The organism is Candidatus Methylomirabilota bacterium, assembly GCA_035936835.1.
In the GTDB taxonomy this organism is placed as follows: domain Bacteria; phylum Methylomirabilota; class Methylomirabilia; order Rokubacteriales; family CSP1-6; genus AR37.
On record DASYVT010000139.1, the window covers coordinates 30492 to 45366 of the forward strand.

Here is a 14875-nt window from a genome sequence, read left to right on the forward strand (position 1 = left end):
TCATGCCCGATGCGCCCTGGAGCTGGAGTCTCGACCCCGCCGCCGACGGCAGCCTCGTCCTCCGCCTCTCCGGTTCCTGGCGAATGCAGGATCACCTGCCATCCGCGGCAGAGGTCGAGACGAAGATCGGCGCCCGGTCCTCGGCGCGCCGGCTGGCTTTCGACACGCGCGAGGTCAGCGCGTGGGACACGGGACTCCTGGTGTTCGTGCTCAAGGTGATCGAGGCGGGGACGCCGCGCGGCATCACGGCGGACCGCACAGGGCTGCCCGAGGGCGTCCGTAAGCTTCTCGACCTGGCTGCGGCGGTGCCGGAGCGCGACACGAAGCGCGGCGGCGCGGAGCAGCCCCTTCTCGCCAGGGTAGGCAGCGCGGCCGCGGGCGCCGGAGACGGCGCTCGGGAGATGGTCACCTTCGTCGGCGAGGCCTCGCTCGCGCTCGCGCGCGCCGCCGTCGGCCGCGCGCGCTTCAGGCGCGTGGACCTCGTGCTCAACATTCAGGAGGCCGGGGTCAGCGCCCTCGGCATCGTCTCGCTCATCAGCTTCCTGATCGGCTTGATCCTCGCCTTCGTGGGCGCCATCCAGCTCCGCCAGTTCGGCGCCCAGATCTACATCGCGGACCTGGTCGCCATCGGCATGGCCCGGGAGATGGGCGCCATGATGGCGGCCATCATCATGGCCGGCCGCACGGGGGCGGCCTACGCGGCCCAGCTGGGGACGATGCGGGTCAACGAGGAGATCGACGCGCTGAGCACCATGGGCATCTCCCCATTCGAGTTCCTCGTGCTGCCGCGCATGCTCGGCCTCATCCTCATGATGCCGCTCCTGACGATCTACGCGGACCTGGTCGGCATCGCGGGCGGCGCCGTGGTCGGGGTCGGCATGCTCAAGGTCGGCATCATTCCCTACTGGAACCACACCTGGGCCGCCGCGTCGCTCGCCGACTTCTCCGCCGGCATGATCAAGAGCGTCGTCTTCGGCGTGCTCATCGCCATCGCCGGGTGCCTGCGTGGCATGCAGTGCGGGCGCAGCTCGGCCGCGGTGGGGCTGGCCGCCACGTCTGCCGTCGTGACCGGCATCGTTTTCATCATCGTCTCCGACGCCATCCTCACGGTGGTCTACGATGCCATCGGATTTTAAGAGCGGGGATTCTAACCGCGGGGCTTCCAACGGCGGCGCGGCCGGGCCGCGCATCCGCGTCGTGGATCTGACGATGGCCTACGGCGACTTCGTCATCCAGCGCAACCTGACCTTCGACGTCGCGCGCGGCCAAGTCTTCATCATCATGGGCGGCAGCGGCTGCGGCAAGAGCACGCTTCTGCGGCACCTCATCGGGCTGATACGGCCGGCGAAAGGCGACGTGTTCTTCGACGACGAGACCTTCTGGGGCGCGGACGACGAGCAGCGCCAGCTGATGACGCGCCGCTTCGGCGTCCTCTACCAGAGCGGGGCGCTCTGGAGCTCGATGACGCTCGCGGAGAACATCGGGCTGCCGCTCGGCGAGTTCACCGACCTAAGTCCCGACCAGATCCGCGAGGTCGCCTCGCTCAAGCTCTCGCTGGTGGGGCTCGGCGGCTTCGAGGACTTCTACCCGTCCGAGATCAGCGGCGGCATGCAGAAGCGCGCCGGCCTCGCGCGGGCCATGGCGCTCGACCCCGACATCCTCTTCCTCGACGAGCCCTCGGCCGGGCTCGACCCGGTCAGCTCGCGTCTGCTCGACGATTTGATCCTGGAGCTGCGGGAGAGCCTCAACTGCACCGTGGTCGCCGTGACGCACGAGCTGGCGAGCATCTTCACCATCGCCGACAACTCCGTCTACCTCGACGCCGAGACCCGGACCATGCTCGCCCAGGGCAACCCCCGGACCCTGCTGGCGGAGTCGAAGGATCCCAGGATCCACGCGTTCCTGACGCGCGGCGGGCAGGAGGCCGGCGCCGCACCGGCCGGCGCATCCTCGGGGCGGTCGACTGGAGGCAAGTCATGAGCAAGCGCGCGAACCCGACCGCCATCGGCGCCTTCGTGGTATCCGCCGTGGCGCTCGCGGTGGTGGGCATCATCACTCTCGGCGGGATGCAGATCTTCAAGAAGGAGCTGCCCTTCGTCATGTTCTTCGACGGCGACCTCGGCGGGCTCGACGTCGGCGCTCCGGTCGAGATCCGGGGTGTCAAGATCGGAGCGGTCACGAAGATCCGCCTCTTCGCGAACACCAACAGGATCGGGGTCTACGTCAACATCGACCCCTCGCTCCTGCCCAGGGGCGGCAAGGTCAGACAGAACGCCGAGGCCGTCGAGGACCTGATCAAGCAGGGTCTCAGGGCTCAGCTCAAGACGCAGAGCATGTTGACGGGGCAGCTCCTGGTTTACCTGGATTTCTTTCCTGGCATTTCGGTCGCGCTGGTCGGGCTAGACCCAGACGTGCCGGAGATTCCGACGGTCCCGACGACGCTCGCGCGACTGCAGGCGCAGGTCGAGGCGATCTTCAACAAGCTCGACAAGGTCAAGTTCGACGAACTGATCAACGACGTGAGCCTGACGCTCAAGGGCGCGAAGGATCTCATGGCCTCTCCCGAGCTGAAGGCCGCCGTCGTCTCGGCGAACACCGCGCTCCAGCAGGCCGACAAGACGCTGAAACGGCTCGACGCGCAGCTCGAGCTTCTCGGCTCGAAGACCGACGCCACGCTCGTCGAGACGCGCGAGCTCCTGGCCGAGACGAGGAAGTTCCTGGCGAACGTCGACGCGCAGATCGGTCCGCTCGCGGCCTCGATCAAGGACGCCAGCACGTCCGCCCAGGGGACGCTCCGCACCGTGGACCGCGCGGTGGATGGCGACTCCCGCCTGGGCTACGAGGCGCTCCGCACCCTCCGGGACGTCGCGGACGCCGCCCGGTCGCTGAAGGCGCTGGCCGACTACCTCGAGCGGCACCCGGATGCCCTTCTTCGCGGCAAGGGAGGCTCAGACAGCGAATGATCACCCCGGCCCGCCGTCCCCTCTACGCGCTCCTCTTCGTCACGGCCTTGGTCGGCGCCGGTTGCCTCGGCGGCGGCAGCGCCGCGACCCGCTTCTACGTGCTCGCACCGGGCGAGATCCCGGCCGTGCCGGTGGCCGGCGCGACGTCCGTCGGCGTCGGCCCCGTGGGCGTGCCCGGCTATCTCGACAGGCCGCAGATCGTGACGCGGCCGGCGGCGGACAAGATCGACCTGGGTGAGTTCGACCAGTGGGGTGAGCCGCTGCGTGACGGGATTTCCCGCGTGCTCGCCGAGGATCTGGCGCGCCAGATGCCCTCGGCGCGGATCTCGATCTTCCCGTGGCGGAGCCTGGAGAGCGTTCGCTACCAGGTAATCGTGGACGTGACGCGCTTGGACGGCCCGGCGGGCGGCGACCTCGCCCTCGAGGCGCGCTGGCGTATCCTGGACGCCGCGGGCAAGGAAGTCGCGGTCAAGACCACGCGCCTCGCCGAGCCCACGGGCGGCGCCGGGTACAGCGCGACGGTGTCGGCCATGAGCCGGGTGCTGGCGGCCCTCAGCCGCGAGATCGCCCAGGCGCTGGCGGCGCTGCCCAAGTAGCGGCGGCGGCGCGCGCTCCTCGACATGATGGAGTAGGGTAGGGCCGTGGCGGACGGTGGCCAGGCGTTTCCCGTTGCAGACATCCCGAGGCTCCGCGCTCGCCTCATCCTGCCGCTATCGCTCGTGGCGGCGGTGGTGGTCGGAGGGACGCTGGGATACTTCTGGCTCTGGCGCGACCTGGGCGGCACGTGGCTCGACGCGCTCTTCATGACGGTGACGACCATCACCACGGTCGGGTACGGCGAGGTCAAGCCGCTCGACTCGGCCGCCCGCATCTTCACGATGTTCATCGCGATCGTCGGGGTCGGCAGCCTCTTCTACACCTTCGGCGTGGTGATGGAGTACCTCGTCGCGGTGCGGCTGGCCGATCCGATGGGGAGACGCAAGATGGAGAAGCACATCGAGGCGCTGAGCGGACACATCATCCTGGCCGGCCTCGGCCGCGTGGGACGGCAGGCCGCGCAGGAGCTGGCCGAGGCGCGCGTGCCCTTCCTGGTGGTCGACCCCTCCGATGCGACCCTGCATCAGGCCGAGGAACGCGGCTGGCTGTGCCAGCAGGGCGACGCCACCGACGACGCGGTGCTCGAGCGGGCCGGGGTCCGGCGCGCGCGCGGGCTCATCGCCACCACGGCCAACGACGCCACGAACATGTACATCGTGCTCTCGGCGCGTGTCCTCAACCCGAAGCTCTACATCGTCTCGCGCGCCGTGGACGAGTCGAGCGTGTCCAAGCTCACCCGCGCCGGCGCCGACCGCGCGATCAGCCCGTACGCCATCGGTGGTCACCGGCTGGCGCACCTGATCCTGAGCCCCACGGTCGTGGACTTCTTCGAGACGGCCCTGCGCCGGGGCAACGAGGCGCTCAACATCGAGGCGCTGGCCGTGGGCGTCGAAAGTCCGGCGGCGGGCCGCACGCTCGAAGCGCTCGCCGTCCGGCAGGCCACGGGGGCGACGGTGCTGGCCATCATGCGCGACGGCAACCCCGTGGTGAACCCGCCGGGCGACATGGCGCTGGCCGCCGGCGACCGGCTGCTGGCGCTCGGCACGCGGGAGCAGCTCGCAAGCGTCGAGCGCGTGCTCGCCGGGCGGAGCTGATTCCATGCGAAGCATAATAGTCGCGCTGGCGGTCGCCTTTCTGCTCGCGGGAGCCGCGTGGGCGGCGTCGCTCGCGCCGACTCCGGAGCAGACGGTCGGCCCCTTCTACCCGAGCGTGCTCCCCGAGGACCGCGACGCGGACCTCCTCGTGATCAAGGGCCGGGCTGCCCGGGCGCAGGGCACCGTGCTTCACCTCACGGGGCGCGTGACCGACACGAGCGGCGACCCCGTCGCCGACGCGCGGGTCGAAATCTGGCAGAGCGACGTCTATGGCCGCTACCTGCCCCCGAAGGATGGCACCCCGGGGCAGCGGGACCCGAACTTCCAGGGCTACGGGCAGGCCCGCACCGATGCCGCGGGCGCGTACAAGTTTCGGACGATCCGACCGGTGCCGTACGAGTCCCGGCCTCCTCACATCCATTTCCAGGTCACGCACTCGCGCTTCCGTGCCCTCGTGACCCAGATGTACGTGGTGGGCGAGCCGGGACGCGAGAACCCCGCCTACTTCGGAGGCCAGCGGGTCCGCGACGCGCTCTCGGTGACGCTCTACCCCGCCGACGGCGCGGAGCCGGGCGCCCTCAGCGCGCGCTTCGACATCGTGCTCGTCCCGGCGCGGTGAGCATGACCGCCCCACGACGGCAGGGCTGCCGGCCATGTACGAGGTCCGCGAGTTCGTGAACGAAGGCGGGCTCATGTCCTATGGGCCGAGCCTCGTGGGCATGATCCGGCGCGTGCCTGTCTTCATAGACAAGATAATCAAAGGCGCCAAGCCCGCGGAGATTCCCGTCGAGCAGCCCACTCAGTTCGAGCTGGCCATCAACGAGAAGACCGCCAAGGCGATAGGGCTGACGATCCCCCAGAGTATCCTGGCGCGGGCGGATACAGTGGTCCGGTAGCTGACGACGCGGCCCCGGGGCGCCTAGTCTACGATCGCAACGGCGCGGACCGGCGAGCCGTCGGCGCCTTCGAGCTTCAGGGGCAGGGCGAGGAAGCGGCAGCGCGGCGCGCCAATCTGGTCGAGGTTGTTGAAGTACTCGATCACGGTGATGCCGGCAGGGAAGAAGACGTCGTGCGTGGTGCAGTCGTGCCGCGTCACCGCTGTTCCAGGCTCGAAGATCATGGTGCGGATCGAGTAGTCGGGTGGGTAGTCGTAGCCGACGGCTTTCGCCCGCCTCGCCACCAGCCACTCGCAGGCGCTCCGCCCCGTGAAGGGCGCCTCGCGCCAGAAGCGCTCGCTCTCCACCGGGCACTTCCTCGGCCAGTCCGTGCGCAGCAGCACGATGTCGCCGGGCTCGACGTGGGCGGCCCGCCGCTCGAGGTCTCTGGCCGTCACCTCGCCGTTCTCGGCCAGATGCGTGAGATCCACCACCGCCGCCGGCCCCATCCACTGGTCTACTGGCATTTGCGCGATGTCGCGGTCGCCGGGCAGGAAATGCACGGGCGCGTCCACGTGAGTGTAGGCGTGGCAGCTCGCCGTGAACACCGTGGACTGGAAGAGCGCGCCCCCTTCGTGGGTCGAGCGGCGCTCGCTCGAGACGGTCCAGCGGAAGTGGGGCTTGAGCGGGAAGGAAAGGTCAACGATGCGCACGGGCCGCATGGTGCCGCGCGGGGACTGCCCTTGTCAATCGCGCCCTAGTAACCCTGACTTATGAATTGACGAGAACAGGAGGGTAACCTTCAATTGTGAGTTCCTACGGCGGCGTGGCGGCGGCGGTTGCGTTCCTCACCGCCGTGGCGCGACAATGGCGGCTCCATGCCACGACCGCGCGGCGTCACGGTGAGGCGGCTCGTCCTGTTGGCGGTGCTGCTGGCCGGCATCGCCTGCGCATTCACCTGGCGCCGCTACCTCACGGTGCCCCAGATCCAGGTTTTCGTGGCGAGCTTGGGCCCCTGGGGGCCGCTGGCCTTCATGCTCGTCTACATGGTCGGCCCCGCCTTCCTCGTGCCGGGCCTGCCCCTCGACCTGGCGGCCGGCATCCTCTTCGGGCCCGTCTGGGGCACGGTCTATTCCCTCGTCGGCGCCACCGCCGGCGCCACCGTCGCCTTCCTCGCCGCGCGCACCGTCGGGCGGGACTGGACGGAGGAGAAGCTCTCGGGGCCTCTGAAGAAGCTCAAGGAGGGCGTGGACAAGAGCGGCTGGGAGTTCGTCGCCTTCGTGCGCCTCGTGCCTGTCATCCCCTTCAACCTGCTCAACTACGCCCTCGGCCTCACGCGCATCCGACTCGTGCCCTACGTGCTGGCCTCGTTCGTCTTCATGGCGCCGGCCGCCGCCGTCTACGTCTACGCGGGCTGGGCGGGGGGCGAGGCGATCGCGGGCGAGGGGACGATCTCGCAGACGCTCGTGCGGGTGCTCCTCGCGCTGACCGCGCTCGGCATGCTCGCAGTCCTGCCGCAGCTCGCCGTGCGCTTCGCCAAGAGCAGGCGAACGCTCTCTCGCTGACGCCGCGGCCTCAGACGGCCAGGAGACGGTGCTTGAGCGCCTGGTCGGCCTCGAGGTCGGCCGCGCGGGCGCTGTGCACGATGCGACCGTCGTCGATGACGTAGGCCCGGTGGGCGATGCTGAGCGCCATGGTCGAGTTCTGCTCGACCAGCAGGATGGCGATGCCCTCGTCGCGAATCTCCTCGATCACCGCCATGATGTCTTCCACGATCCTGGGCGCCAGGCCCTGCGACGGCTCGTCGAGCAGCACCAGGCGTGGATGCATCAGCAGCGCCCGGGCGATCGCGACCAGCTGGGCTTCACCGCCCGACAGGTGCTCGCCGCTCCGCTGCTTGAGCCGGTCGAGGATGGGGAACCGCTGGTAGACCCGCCCGAGCGTCCAGCCTTCACCTGCCGCCGTTCGCGGCAGCGATCGGTTCAGCGCCATGGCCAGGTTGCGCTCCACGGTGAGGGTCGGGAAGATCCGCCGGTTGTCCGGCACCCAGGCGATGCCGCGTTGGGCGATCTCGTGGGTGGGCAGACGCGTGATGTCGGCGCCGTCGAAGACGATGCGCCCCGCGCGCACGGGCGCCAGACCCAGGATGCTCTTGATGGTCGTGGTCTTGCCGCGGCCGTTGCGGCCGAGGAGGCACACCGTCTCGCCGGCGGCGATCTCGAGGGAGAGCCCGTCGAGGACGCGCGCGCCGCCGTAGAAGGTGCTGATGCGCTCGAGGGCCAAGAGCGGCCCGGCCGCGCTCACGTCCGAGTCCTCGTGTACCGGAGCGTGCCCAGATAGGCCTCGCGCACCTCGGGGTGGTCGCGTACCGCCTCAGGCGGCCCTTCCGCGATGACCTGGCCGCGGTGGAGCACGGCGACGTGGTGCGAGAGCCGCAGCACGAAGTCCATGTCGTGCTCGATGACGACGATGGTCAGGTCCTCGGCGAGCCGCTGCACCAGCTCGCGGAGGGTCTCCATGGGGCGGCTGCCGAGGCCGCTCGTCGGCTCGTCCATCAGCAGCACCTCCGGCTCGCCGGCCAGGGCCACCCCGATCTCGAGCAGGCGCCGCTGCCCGTAGGACATGAAACGCGCCGCCACCTGCTCGCGTCCGTGCAGGCCCACGAGGCGGACGATGGCGGCGGCCCTGTCCTCGGCCTCGCTGACCGCGCCCGCCGGCGTCCAGCAGTCGAGGCCGCGCCGTCGCATGGCCGGCACCGCGACGCGGACATTCTCGAGCACGGTGAAGTGGTCGAAGAGATTGAGGATCTGGAAGGAGCGGCAGATGCCGAGCCGCGCCCGCCGGTCAGGGCTGAGCCTCGTGATATCCCCACCGTTGAAGATGATCTGGCCCGCGTCCGGGGCGAGGAAGCCGGTCAGCAGGTTGAAGCACGTGGTCTTCCCCGCGCCGTTGGGTCCGATGAGGGCCGACAGCCGCCGCGGCGCGAACGCCAGATCCACGCCGTCCAGCACGACGTGGCCGCCGAAGGCCTTGCGAAGTCCGCGCACGGCCAGGAGGGGCGCGCTCACCGCGCCTCTCCCGTGCGGGCCGCCTCGGCCTCGTCCGTGTCGTGGAACGCCGGCGGCTGGCGGAGGCGCTTGACCACGCCCAGGATGCCCTCAGGCATGAACAGGATGATCGCCATGAAGAGGCCGCCGTACAGCAGCATCCAGTGGTCGGTGAGGGTTGAGAAGACGTCGCGCAGCACGAGGAATACGGCCACGCCCAAGACGGGTCCGTAGAAGCTTGCGAAGCCGCCGCCGATGAGACACATGAGCACGACATTGCCCGACTGCTGCAGGCTCATGGGCTCGGGGAAGGCGCCGAAGCGTGCGAGCGCGTAGAGGCCGCCGGCCAGACCCGCAAAGGCGCACGAGAGGGTGAAGGCGGCCCACTTGTAGCGCGGGGTGTCGTAGCCGACGGCCCGGGCGCGCGTCTCGCTCTGCTTGATGGCGCCGATGACCTGGCCGAAGGGGGAATGCACGATGCGCCATAGGAGGATCGTCGAGGCCACGAAGAACGCGTACACGAAGTAGTAGAGGGGGAGGTTGCCGCGGAGGTCGATGCCGCCGACCGAGAGCCGCTGGAGCCCGGTGAGGCCGTCCTCGCCTCCGGTCCAGGTGTCGAGGACGAAGACGAGGAACCAGAACATCACGCCGAAGGCGATCGTGAGCAGCGAGAAGTAGATGCCGCGCTTGCGCGCCACCAGCAGGGCGACCACACCGCCGCAGGCGGCGGTGGCGAGGATGCCGATCAGGAGCGGGAGCCAGAGGCCGCCCGTCACCCACTTCTGGCTCGCGGCGAAGAAGTATCCGGCCATGCCGAAGAAAGCGCCGTGGCCGAAAGCGGGCAGCCCGGTGTAGCCCAGCAGGAGGTTGTAGCCGAGGGCGAAGATCGCCCAGATCATCACCTCGGTGCCGAGGTAGGTGTAGCCGCCGATCCACGGCAGGATGGCCGGCAGCACGAGGAAGACGCCGAACATGGCGAGCATCGGCGGCGGCGTCCAGTCGTCGAGGGCGGCGCGCACGGCCTCAGAGCTCGAGCATGCTCTTCTGGCCGCGGAGGCCCCTCGGGCGCCAGAGGAGAACCGTTGTCATGAGGAGATACATCACGAGGATCGAGCCCCGCGGCACGACCAGGTTGCTCAGCCCGCTCGTGAGCCCGAGCAAGAGGCCCGCGATCACGGCGCCCGAGAACGAGCCGATGCCGCCGATTACCACCACGATGAAGGCCGGCATGACGGCTTCGGCGCCCACGGTCGGCTTGAGGCTCCACATCGGCGCGGCGATCACGCCCGCCACGCCCGCCATGGCGGCGCCGAGCGCGAAGACCAGGCTCCGGAGCCGCGTCAGGTTGATGCCGAGCGCCCGCACCATCTCGTGGTCGTGCGCGCCGGCCTTGATCATGGCGCCGTACGGCGAGCGCTCGAGGAAGGCCCACACGAGCACCAGCAGCAAGATCGCCAGCACCGCCACGAGCACCCGGTACTTCGAGTAGAAGAGGAAGCCCCAGTGGAAGGGGCCGGCGACGAACGCGGGGGCGCTCACGGTGTAGCCCCGCGGGCCCCACACGATGCGAATGATCTCCTCGAGCGCCAGCGCGGCGCCGAAGGTGAAGAGCAGGCCGAAGAGCGGGTCGCGCCCGTACGTGCGCCGGACGCCCAACTCGAGGAGGAGGCCGACGCCGCCCACGATGACCGGCGCCAGCAGGAGCGCGCCCCACCAGCCCACGTACGGGCCCAGCGCCAGCGCCGAGTAGCCGCCGAGCGCGAAGAGGACGCCGTGGCTGAAGTTGATGACTTCCATGGTGCCGAGGATAAGCATGAAGCCCAGCGCGATGAGGGCGTAGAGCAGGCCCAGCACCACGCCGTTCAGGAGCTGCGTGACGAGCTCGGCCAGATCGGGCATGGATGGTGGTCGTGCCCCCTCACCCCGGCCCTGCGGCCTAGGGTGAGGGGGCTTGGCCCTACCCGCCGTACACCGGCGTCTCGGCGAGGGACTGCATCTTGCACTTGCTGATGCTCTGCGGCGGCGCCGCCACCTCGGGCGCGACCTCGCTGATCATCTCGATCATGTCCCACTTCTCTTTCATCTCGCCTTCCTTCTTGGTCTTGGCGAGGTAGAGCATCTGCCCGACCAGATGATCCCACGGCCGGATGGTCGAGGGGTACTTGCGGAAATTGTCCTTGATCACGTGGCCCTCGAGGGTCTTGATGACGTCGTGGTTCTTCGTCGTGCCGGCGCGCTCGATCGCCCGCAGCAGCTCGCGCGTGGCGATGTAGCCGTTCGAGGAGACATTGTCCGGCACGGGGATCGGGGCGCTCGCCCAGCGCTTCTTGAAGCGCTCGGTGAACTCCTTGACGCCGGGCTCGTTGAGCGTGTAGTGCCAGGTCGTGCAGAAGTAGCCGAAGGCCTTCTTGGGCCCGAGCGTGACCATGTCGGGAAAGTCCTGCTGCGGGAAGACCCAGGCCGCGTCCTTGTCGGAGCCGAACTCGTAGGCCTGCTCCCGGAGCGCCGTCTGCTCGATGCCCGCGACGTTGGCGATCACCACCTGGGGCTTGGCGCTGCGGATGCGCAGGAGCTGCGCGCTGAAGTCGCGCGTTCCCTGCGGCACCATCAGCTCGCCCAGCTCCTCGGCGCCGACCTTCTTCATGTTCTCGCGCGTGGCCCCCGTGGCGTTCTTGCCCCACACGTAGTCGTGCGTGAGGATAAACCACTTCGTGCCGAGGTTCTTGGCGACCAGCGGCCCCAGCGCGTTGGCGAACATCCAGTTGTTCGCGTCCCACACGAAGTTCACGCGCTGGCACTTCTCGTTGGTGACCGTGTCGGCGCTCGAGTTGCTGTTGAAGTAGATGAGGCCGTAGCGCTGGGCCAGCTCGGACAGCGGGGCCGCGACGCCGCTCGACAGCGCGCCGATCATGAAGTCGATCTTGTCGCGCTCGATGAGCCGCTGGGCCTTGCGGACGGCCACCGAGGCGTCCGTCTCGGTGTCCTCCCACTTGTGCTCGATGGGCCGGCCGAGGACGCCGCCCTTGGCATTGAACTCCTCGATGGCGAGGATCATCCCGCGGCGGTCGGCCTGGCCGCTGTCGGCGAAGGTGCCGGTCGCGTCGCAGGTGAGCCCGATCACGATGGGCTTCTTCGCCTGCGCGCGGGCCCAGCGCCACGGGCCGATGAAGCCCACGCCGGCGCCGATGCCCACCACCGTCTTGAGAAGCGCGCGCCGTGTCAGCCGGTAACCGTTCTCGTCCATGAGACCCCTCCTTTGTGGGTGTCGGGGCCGCCGGAGCCGGCGGCCCGCCTGCTCACGTTGTCTGCTGCAGCCGCTGCATCGACCGCATCCGGTGGTGCTCCATCGCCTTGGCCGCGCGGGCGGGGTCGCCCGCGTCGAGAGCCTTGAGGATCTGCCCGTGCTCGGCCAGGGACTCCTTGGCGAAGCCGCCGCGCCGGGCATGCATGATGACACAGTAGTACTCGCCGCGGTCCCAGACGTTCTGGAGAATCTGGATCACCTGCGGCAGGCCGGACACCTCCCACAGCAGCCGGTGGAACTCGCTGTCGGCGTGGACGGCGCGCGCGGCATCCTGCTGCGCCCGCGCCGCCGCGATCTCCTTCTGGAGCGCGTGGAGGCGCGCCCGCAGGTCCGCCGTGATCTTGCCCGCCGACTCGCGGACGCAGAGCCCTTCCAGCGCGGCCATCAGCAGGAAGCGCTCGCGGAACTCGGCGGGGGAGAGGCCGGTCACGACCACGTCCTTGTGGGGCGTGATGCGCACGAAACCGTCGGCCTCGAGCCGGCGGAGCGCCTGCATGACGGGGATGCGGCTGACGCCGGCCGCCGCCGCCACGGCCGCGGCCACGATGCGCTGCCCCGGGGCGAAGCGCCCCCCGACGATGGCGCGGCGGATGTCGTGGTAGGCCGAGCCCTCGAGGGTCTGGTGCTGCGCCAGGGCGGGGAAGAGGTCGCGCCCGACCGCGCGGGAGGCGCCCTTCTTTAATGATGCCGGCCGCCGTGTCGCCGCCCGGGCCCGCATGGACTGATTGTATACAATATACGATTGGGGGCTTGTCAAGCCCCTCCGCCGGACCGCCGGTCGTCAGGGCGTTCGACTTCACGCCGGGCCCCGAGCGCATCGCGACGGAGAGCCTGCGCAATCTCACGCAGGTCTGGGGCGCCGCAGGCGGCCGAACCTAGACACGATGCGGCACGCATGGTATAAATCGATCTCCCACTGTGGGCTCGTGGTGCAGCCTGGTTAGCACACTGGACTGTCAATCCAGAGGTCGCGGGTTCAAATCCCGTCGAGCCCGCCATTCAAAACGCGGCCTAAAGCTCAAGAATCAAGGGCTTTGGGCCGTTTCTCTTTTCAGGCTCTGTCTCGAGTGATCCGCCCTCATCCGGCTGTTTCCGGCTCGGTTGGGCACAAGGCGGGCACAAGAGAATGACCGCGCCGCAGACGACTGCGCGTGGTCCGGAAACGACCCTCCAAACCACTCTCGAAACCGTTTCTCCGCACAACTCCACGTCGGATCGATCGTTCTCGGACGTTTCCACCCCCCGACTTCGACCTACTCCTTCGTTTCACCGTCGTCTACCTCGTTTCATCCGTGCGAAGCGCTCGCACCGACCGCCGCTCGCACTTCAAGACCGAGACCTCGACCTCCTCCGGACTGCCTACGAGTACCGTCTCATCACCACTCCTCAGTTCCTACAGCTCTACCGAGACGACAGCAAAGACGGGATCTACCGTAGGCTCCAGAAGCTCTTCCATCACGGGTATCTCGATCGGATCGGGACGAATCCGAACGCACCGATGCTGTACGCGCTCGCGAGACGCGGCGCCGACGTTCTGGAGGTTCCGGTCCGCAAGGAGGTCGGCGACGGGTACGTGCCCCACCAGCTCATGATCGGCAACGCCCGGATCGCGCTCACGCTGGCGGCGAACGAGGAGAAGCTCGCCTTCACGTGGAAGACCTTCGACGGGCGGGATTCACCGGTCCGCCCTGATGGCTTCTTCAGCCTTCAGTTTCCCGATTTGCCGGAAGGACGGAACCGCGCCTTCTTCATGCTCGAGGCCGACCGGTCGACCATGACGAGGGAACGATTCGTCCAGAAGCTCGTCGCGTACCAAGGTTGGTGCGACGCGGGCGGCCATACCGCCAAGCTCGGGATCAAGAACTTCCGCGTGCTCACGGTTACCAGATCCGAGGAGCGGCTGAGAAGCCTCGTGTCGGCCGCCGCGGGGTCCGGGGGGATCCGCCGCGATCTCGCCCGCTTCTGGTTCACCTCAGAAACCCGCTTTACTCCACCCAGCGGATCGGCTATTTTAGGGGCGATCTGGGAGACAGCGGACCGCCCAGGACACTCCCAGAGTCTCCTTCCCTGATCGGCCGTAGGAGGCGACGAAGGCGATGGTCAGCCCTGATCGTCTCGCCGAAGCATCCCCCGCCATCATCTTGCCGTGCAGCTTCGCGAACTCGGAGCGGCGTCGGAGGGGCCGGCCATGGTGACCCTCAAGAGCGGTCGGATCGTCGACGAGTGGTCCACCTTGATCGAGCAGAGCCAGGGCGAGGCCGAAGCACTCCTGCAGGCCATCGACGGGCGCCTCCGGAAACACAAAGCCCCCGGTCTGACCTGGCGCCGCGAGAACATCGCGCCGGGCTGGCTCAAAGGATTCTTCGGCAAGCGGCGCGACTTCCTGCTCCTGAGCCACAAGCGATTCAAGGACTACCTGATGGCGATCAGCGCACGCGACTACGGGAGCAACCTTCAGGTCTCGTGGTACCTCACGGGCACCAAACGGAGTGATCTCGTGCGGATGCTGGCGCGGATACCCTGGGCGGGCGCGCCGGCCGGCATGTATCTCCTAGCCAAGGCGCTCGACGTCTTCGACCAACAGGATCTCTCAGGCTGGGTCACCGTAGGGCACTCGTCGGTGCTCCGGTCTGTCGAGGAAGTCATGCAGCAGCGGAACCTGGACCTGACGAGGCTCGAGCGCCGGAGCCGGAGCGGGCTCGCGTCGGCATGAGCGCGTGGAAGCCCTAGGGGCACTTCTCTCGCTCGCGCTCATCTGCGCGCTCTTCATCGGCGTGCCGGTACTAATCTATCGCGTGCGCCAACATCAGCGAGCCGCCGACGAGGCCCAACGCCAAGCGAGCCGTGCCGCCCACGAGCAGGAGCAAACGGAGCGGGCCAGGGAAGAGATCCTTGAAGATCTCGACCGCTACTTCCCGTTCCTCCGCGAGCCATTCCGCGCGGGCGTGCAAGAAGGGAAGAAACCGGAAGAGGCGTTCTGGGACGCGGTGTCCGG

Annotated in this window: 18 protein-coding genes and 1 tRNA gene; 12 read left to right on the top strand and 7 right to left on the bottom strand. The window is 68.7% G+C overall.

The window, feature by feature from the left end:
• The first annotated feature begins 2 nt into the window (after positions 1-2).
• The 7 genes from VGV06_12260 (at position 3) to VGV06_12290 (ending at position 5550) form a co-directional block, all read left to right on the top strand.
• Positions 3-1136, top strand: coding sequence for an ABC transporter permease (locus tag VGV06_12260; protein ID HEV2055930.1), 1134 nt, complete (start codon positions 3-5; stop codon positions 1134-1136).
• Between the two features lie 73 nt (positions 1137-1209).
• Positions 1210-1980, top strand: coding sequence for an ATP-binding cassette domain-containing protein (locus VGV06_12265; GenBank protein ID HEV2055931.1), 771 nt, complete (start codon positions 1210-1212; stop codon positions 1978-1980).
• Positions 1977-2963 (top strand): MlaD family protein, encoded by a 987-nt coding sequence (locus VGV06_12270; GenBank protein HEV2055932.1) that lies wholly within the window; start codon positions 1977-1979, stop codon positions 2961-2963. The genes VGV06_12265 and VGV06_12270 overlap by 4 nt, the downstream gene beginning before the upstream one ends.
• Complete coding sequence (locus VGV06_12275; protein HEV2055933.1) at positions 2960-3559, top strand: PqiC family protein; 600 nt, start codon at positions 2960-2962, stop codon at positions 3557-3559. The genes VGV06_12270 and VGV06_12275 overlap by 4 nt, the downstream gene beginning before the upstream one ends.
• A 45-nt stretch (positions 3560-3604) precedes the next feature.
• Positions 3605-4654: a potassium channel protein gene (locus tag VGV06_12280; GenBank protein HEV2055934.1), complete on the top strand. Its 1050-nt coding sequence runs from the start codon at positions 3605-3607 to the stop codon at positions 4652-4654.
• Between the two features lie 4 nt (positions 4655-4658).
• The gene (locus VGV06_12285) at positions 4659-5273 is read left to right on the top strand and encodes an intradiol ring-cleavage dioxygenase (protein ID HEV2055935.1); all 615 of its coding nucleotides are present in this window, start codon (positions 4659-4661) and stop codon (positions 5271-5273) included.
• 34 nt (positions 5274-5307) lie between these two features.
• A complete protein-coding gene (locus VGV06_12290; protein HEV2055936.1) occupies positions 5308-5550 on the top strand; it encodes an ABC transporter substrate binding protein in 243 nt (80 codons plus the stop codon).
• 23 nt (positions 5551-5573) lie between these two features.
• On the opposite strand, the gene VGV06_12295 is transcribed toward VGV06_12290, so the two are convergent.
• Entirely contained in the window at positions 5574-6242 is a 669-nt protein-coding gene (locus VGV06_12295; GenBank protein ID HEV2055937.1) for a cyclase family protein, read from the bottom strand.
• A gap of 165 nt (positions 6243-6407) precedes the next feature.
• Between VGV06_12295 and VGV06_12300 the strand changes: the two genes are divergently transcribed.
• Positions 6408-7094: a TVP38/TMEM64 family protein gene (locus VGV06_12300; GenBank protein ID HEV2055938.1), complete on the top strand. Its 687-nt coding sequence runs from the start codon at positions 6408-6410 to the stop codon at positions 7092-7094.
• 10 nt (positions 7095-7104) lie between these two features.
• Here VGV06_12300 and VGV06_12305 read toward each other — a convergent pair whose 3' ends face one another.
• The 6 genes from VGV06_12305 to VGV06_12330 are packed head-to-tail and all read right to left on the bottom strand — an operon-like array spanning position 7105 to position 12598.
• Positions 7105-7833: an ABC transporter ATP-binding protein gene (locus tag VGV06_12305; GenBank protein ID HEV2055939.1), complete on the bottom strand. Its 729-nt coding sequence runs from the start codon at positions 7831-7833 to the stop codon at positions 7105-7107.
• The gene (locus VGV06_12310) at positions 7830-8597 is read right to left on the bottom strand and encodes an ABC transporter ATP-binding protein (protein ID HEV2055940.1); all 768 of its coding nucleotides are present in this window, start codon (positions 8595-8597) and stop codon (positions 7830-7832) included. Before VGV06_12310 ends, VGV06_12305 begins: the two co-directional genes overlap by 4 nt.
• Entirely contained in the window at positions 8594-9595 is a 1002-nt protein-coding gene (locus VGV06_12315) for a branched-chain amino acid ABC transporter permease (protein HEV2055941.1), read from the bottom strand. The genes VGV06_12310 and VGV06_12315 overlap by 4 nt, the downstream gene beginning before the upstream one ends.
• A gap of 4 nt (positions 9596-9599) precedes the next feature.
• Positions 9600-10475, bottom strand: a complete 876-nt coding sequence (locus VGV06_12320) for a branched-chain amino acid ABC transporter permease (GenBank protein ID HEV2055942.1) — start codon at positions 10473-10475, stop codon at positions 9600-9602.
• A gap of 58 nt (positions 10476-10533) precedes the next feature.
• Positions 10534-11820 (bottom strand): ABC transporter substrate-binding protein, encoded by a 1287-nt coding sequence (locus VGV06_12325; protein HEV2055943.1) that lies wholly within the window; start codon positions 11818-11820, stop codon positions 10534-10536.
• A 52-nt stretch (positions 11821-11872) separates the two neighbouring features.
• A complete protein-coding gene (locus VGV06_12330) occupies positions 11873-12598 on the bottom strand; it encodes a GntR family transcriptional regulator (GenBank protein ID HEV2055944.1) in 726 nt (241 codons plus the stop codon).
• A 202-nt stretch (positions 12599-12800) separates the two neighbouring features.
• Between VGV06_12330 and VGV06_12335 the strand changes: the two genes are divergently transcribed.
• The 4 genes from VGV06_12335 to VGV06_12350 all read left to right on the top strand — a co-directional run.
• A tRNA-Asp gene (locus VGV06_12335) sits at positions 12801-12878 on the top strand.
• Between the two features lie 128 nt (positions 12879-13006).
• Positions 13007-13951 (top strand): replication-relaxation family protein, encoded by a 945-nt coding sequence (locus VGV06_12340; protein ID HEV2055945.1) that lies wholly within the window; start codon positions 13007-13009, stop codon positions 13949-13951.
• Between the two features lie 117 nt (positions 13952-14068).
• Positions 14069-14593, top strand: a complete 525-nt coding sequence (locus tag VGV06_12345; protein HEV2055946.1) for a hypothetical protein — start codon at positions 14069-14071, stop codon at positions 14591-14593.
• Between the two features lie 4 nt (positions 14594-14597).
• On the top strand, positions 14598-14875 hold a 278-nt coding region (locus tag VGV06_12350), incomplete at its 3' end, for a hypothetical protein (GenBank protein ID HEV2055947.1).

What these genes read in the sequence shown, in the direction of transcription:
- VGV06_12260 (HEV2055930.1), top strand. Translation starts at nt 3, where the DNA reads ATGCCCGATGCGCCCTGGAGCTGGAGTCTCGACCCCGCCGCCGACGGC.
- VGV06_12265 (HEV2055931.1), top strand. Translation starts at nt 1,210, where the DNA reads ATGGCCTACGGCGACTTCGTCATCCAGCGCAACCTGACCTTCGACGTC.
- VGV06_12270 (HEV2055932.1), top strand. Translation starts at nt 1,977, where the DNA reads ATGAGCAAGCGCGCGAACCCGACCGCCATCGGCGCCTTCGTGGTATCC.
- VGV06_12275 (HEV2055933.1), top strand. Translation starts at nt 2,960, where the DNA reads ATGATCACCCCGGCCCGCCGTCCCCTCTACGCGCTCCTCTTCGTCACG.
- VGV06_12285 (HEV2055935.1), top strand. Translation starts at nt 4,659, where the DNA reads ATGCGAAGCATAATAGTCGCGCTGGCGGTCGCCTTTCTGCTCGCGGGA.
- VGV06_12290 (HEV2055936.1), top strand. Translation starts at nt 5,308, where the DNA reads ATGTACGAGGTCCGCGAGTTCGTGAACGAAGGCGGGCTCATGTCCTAT.
- VGV06_12300 (HEV2055938.1), top strand. Translation starts at nt 6,408, where the DNA reads ATGCCACGACCGCGCGGCGTCACGGTGAGGCGGCTCGTCCTGTTGGCG.
- VGV06_12320 (HEV2055942.1), bottom strand. Translation starts at nt 10,475, where the DNA reads ATGCCCGATCTGGCCGAGCTCGTCACGCAGCTCCTGAACGGCGTGGTG.
- VGV06_12325 (HEV2055943.1), bottom strand. Translation starts at nt 11,820, where the DNA reads ATGGACGAGAACGGTTACCGGCTGACACGGCGCGCGCTTCTCAAGACG.
- VGV06_12330 (HEV2055944.1), bottom strand. Translation starts at nt 12,598, where the DNA reads ATGCGGGCCCGGGCGGCGACACGGCGGCCGGCATCATTAAAGAAGGGC.
- VGV06_12340 (HEV2055945.1), top strand. Translation starts at nt 13,007, where the DNA reads ATGACCGCGCCGCAGACGACTGCGCGTGGTCCGGAAACGACCCTCCAA.
- VGV06_12345 (HEV2055946.1), top strand. Translation starts at nt 14,069, where the DNA reads ATGGTGACCCTCAAGAGCGGTCGGATCGTCGACGAGTGGTCCACCTTG.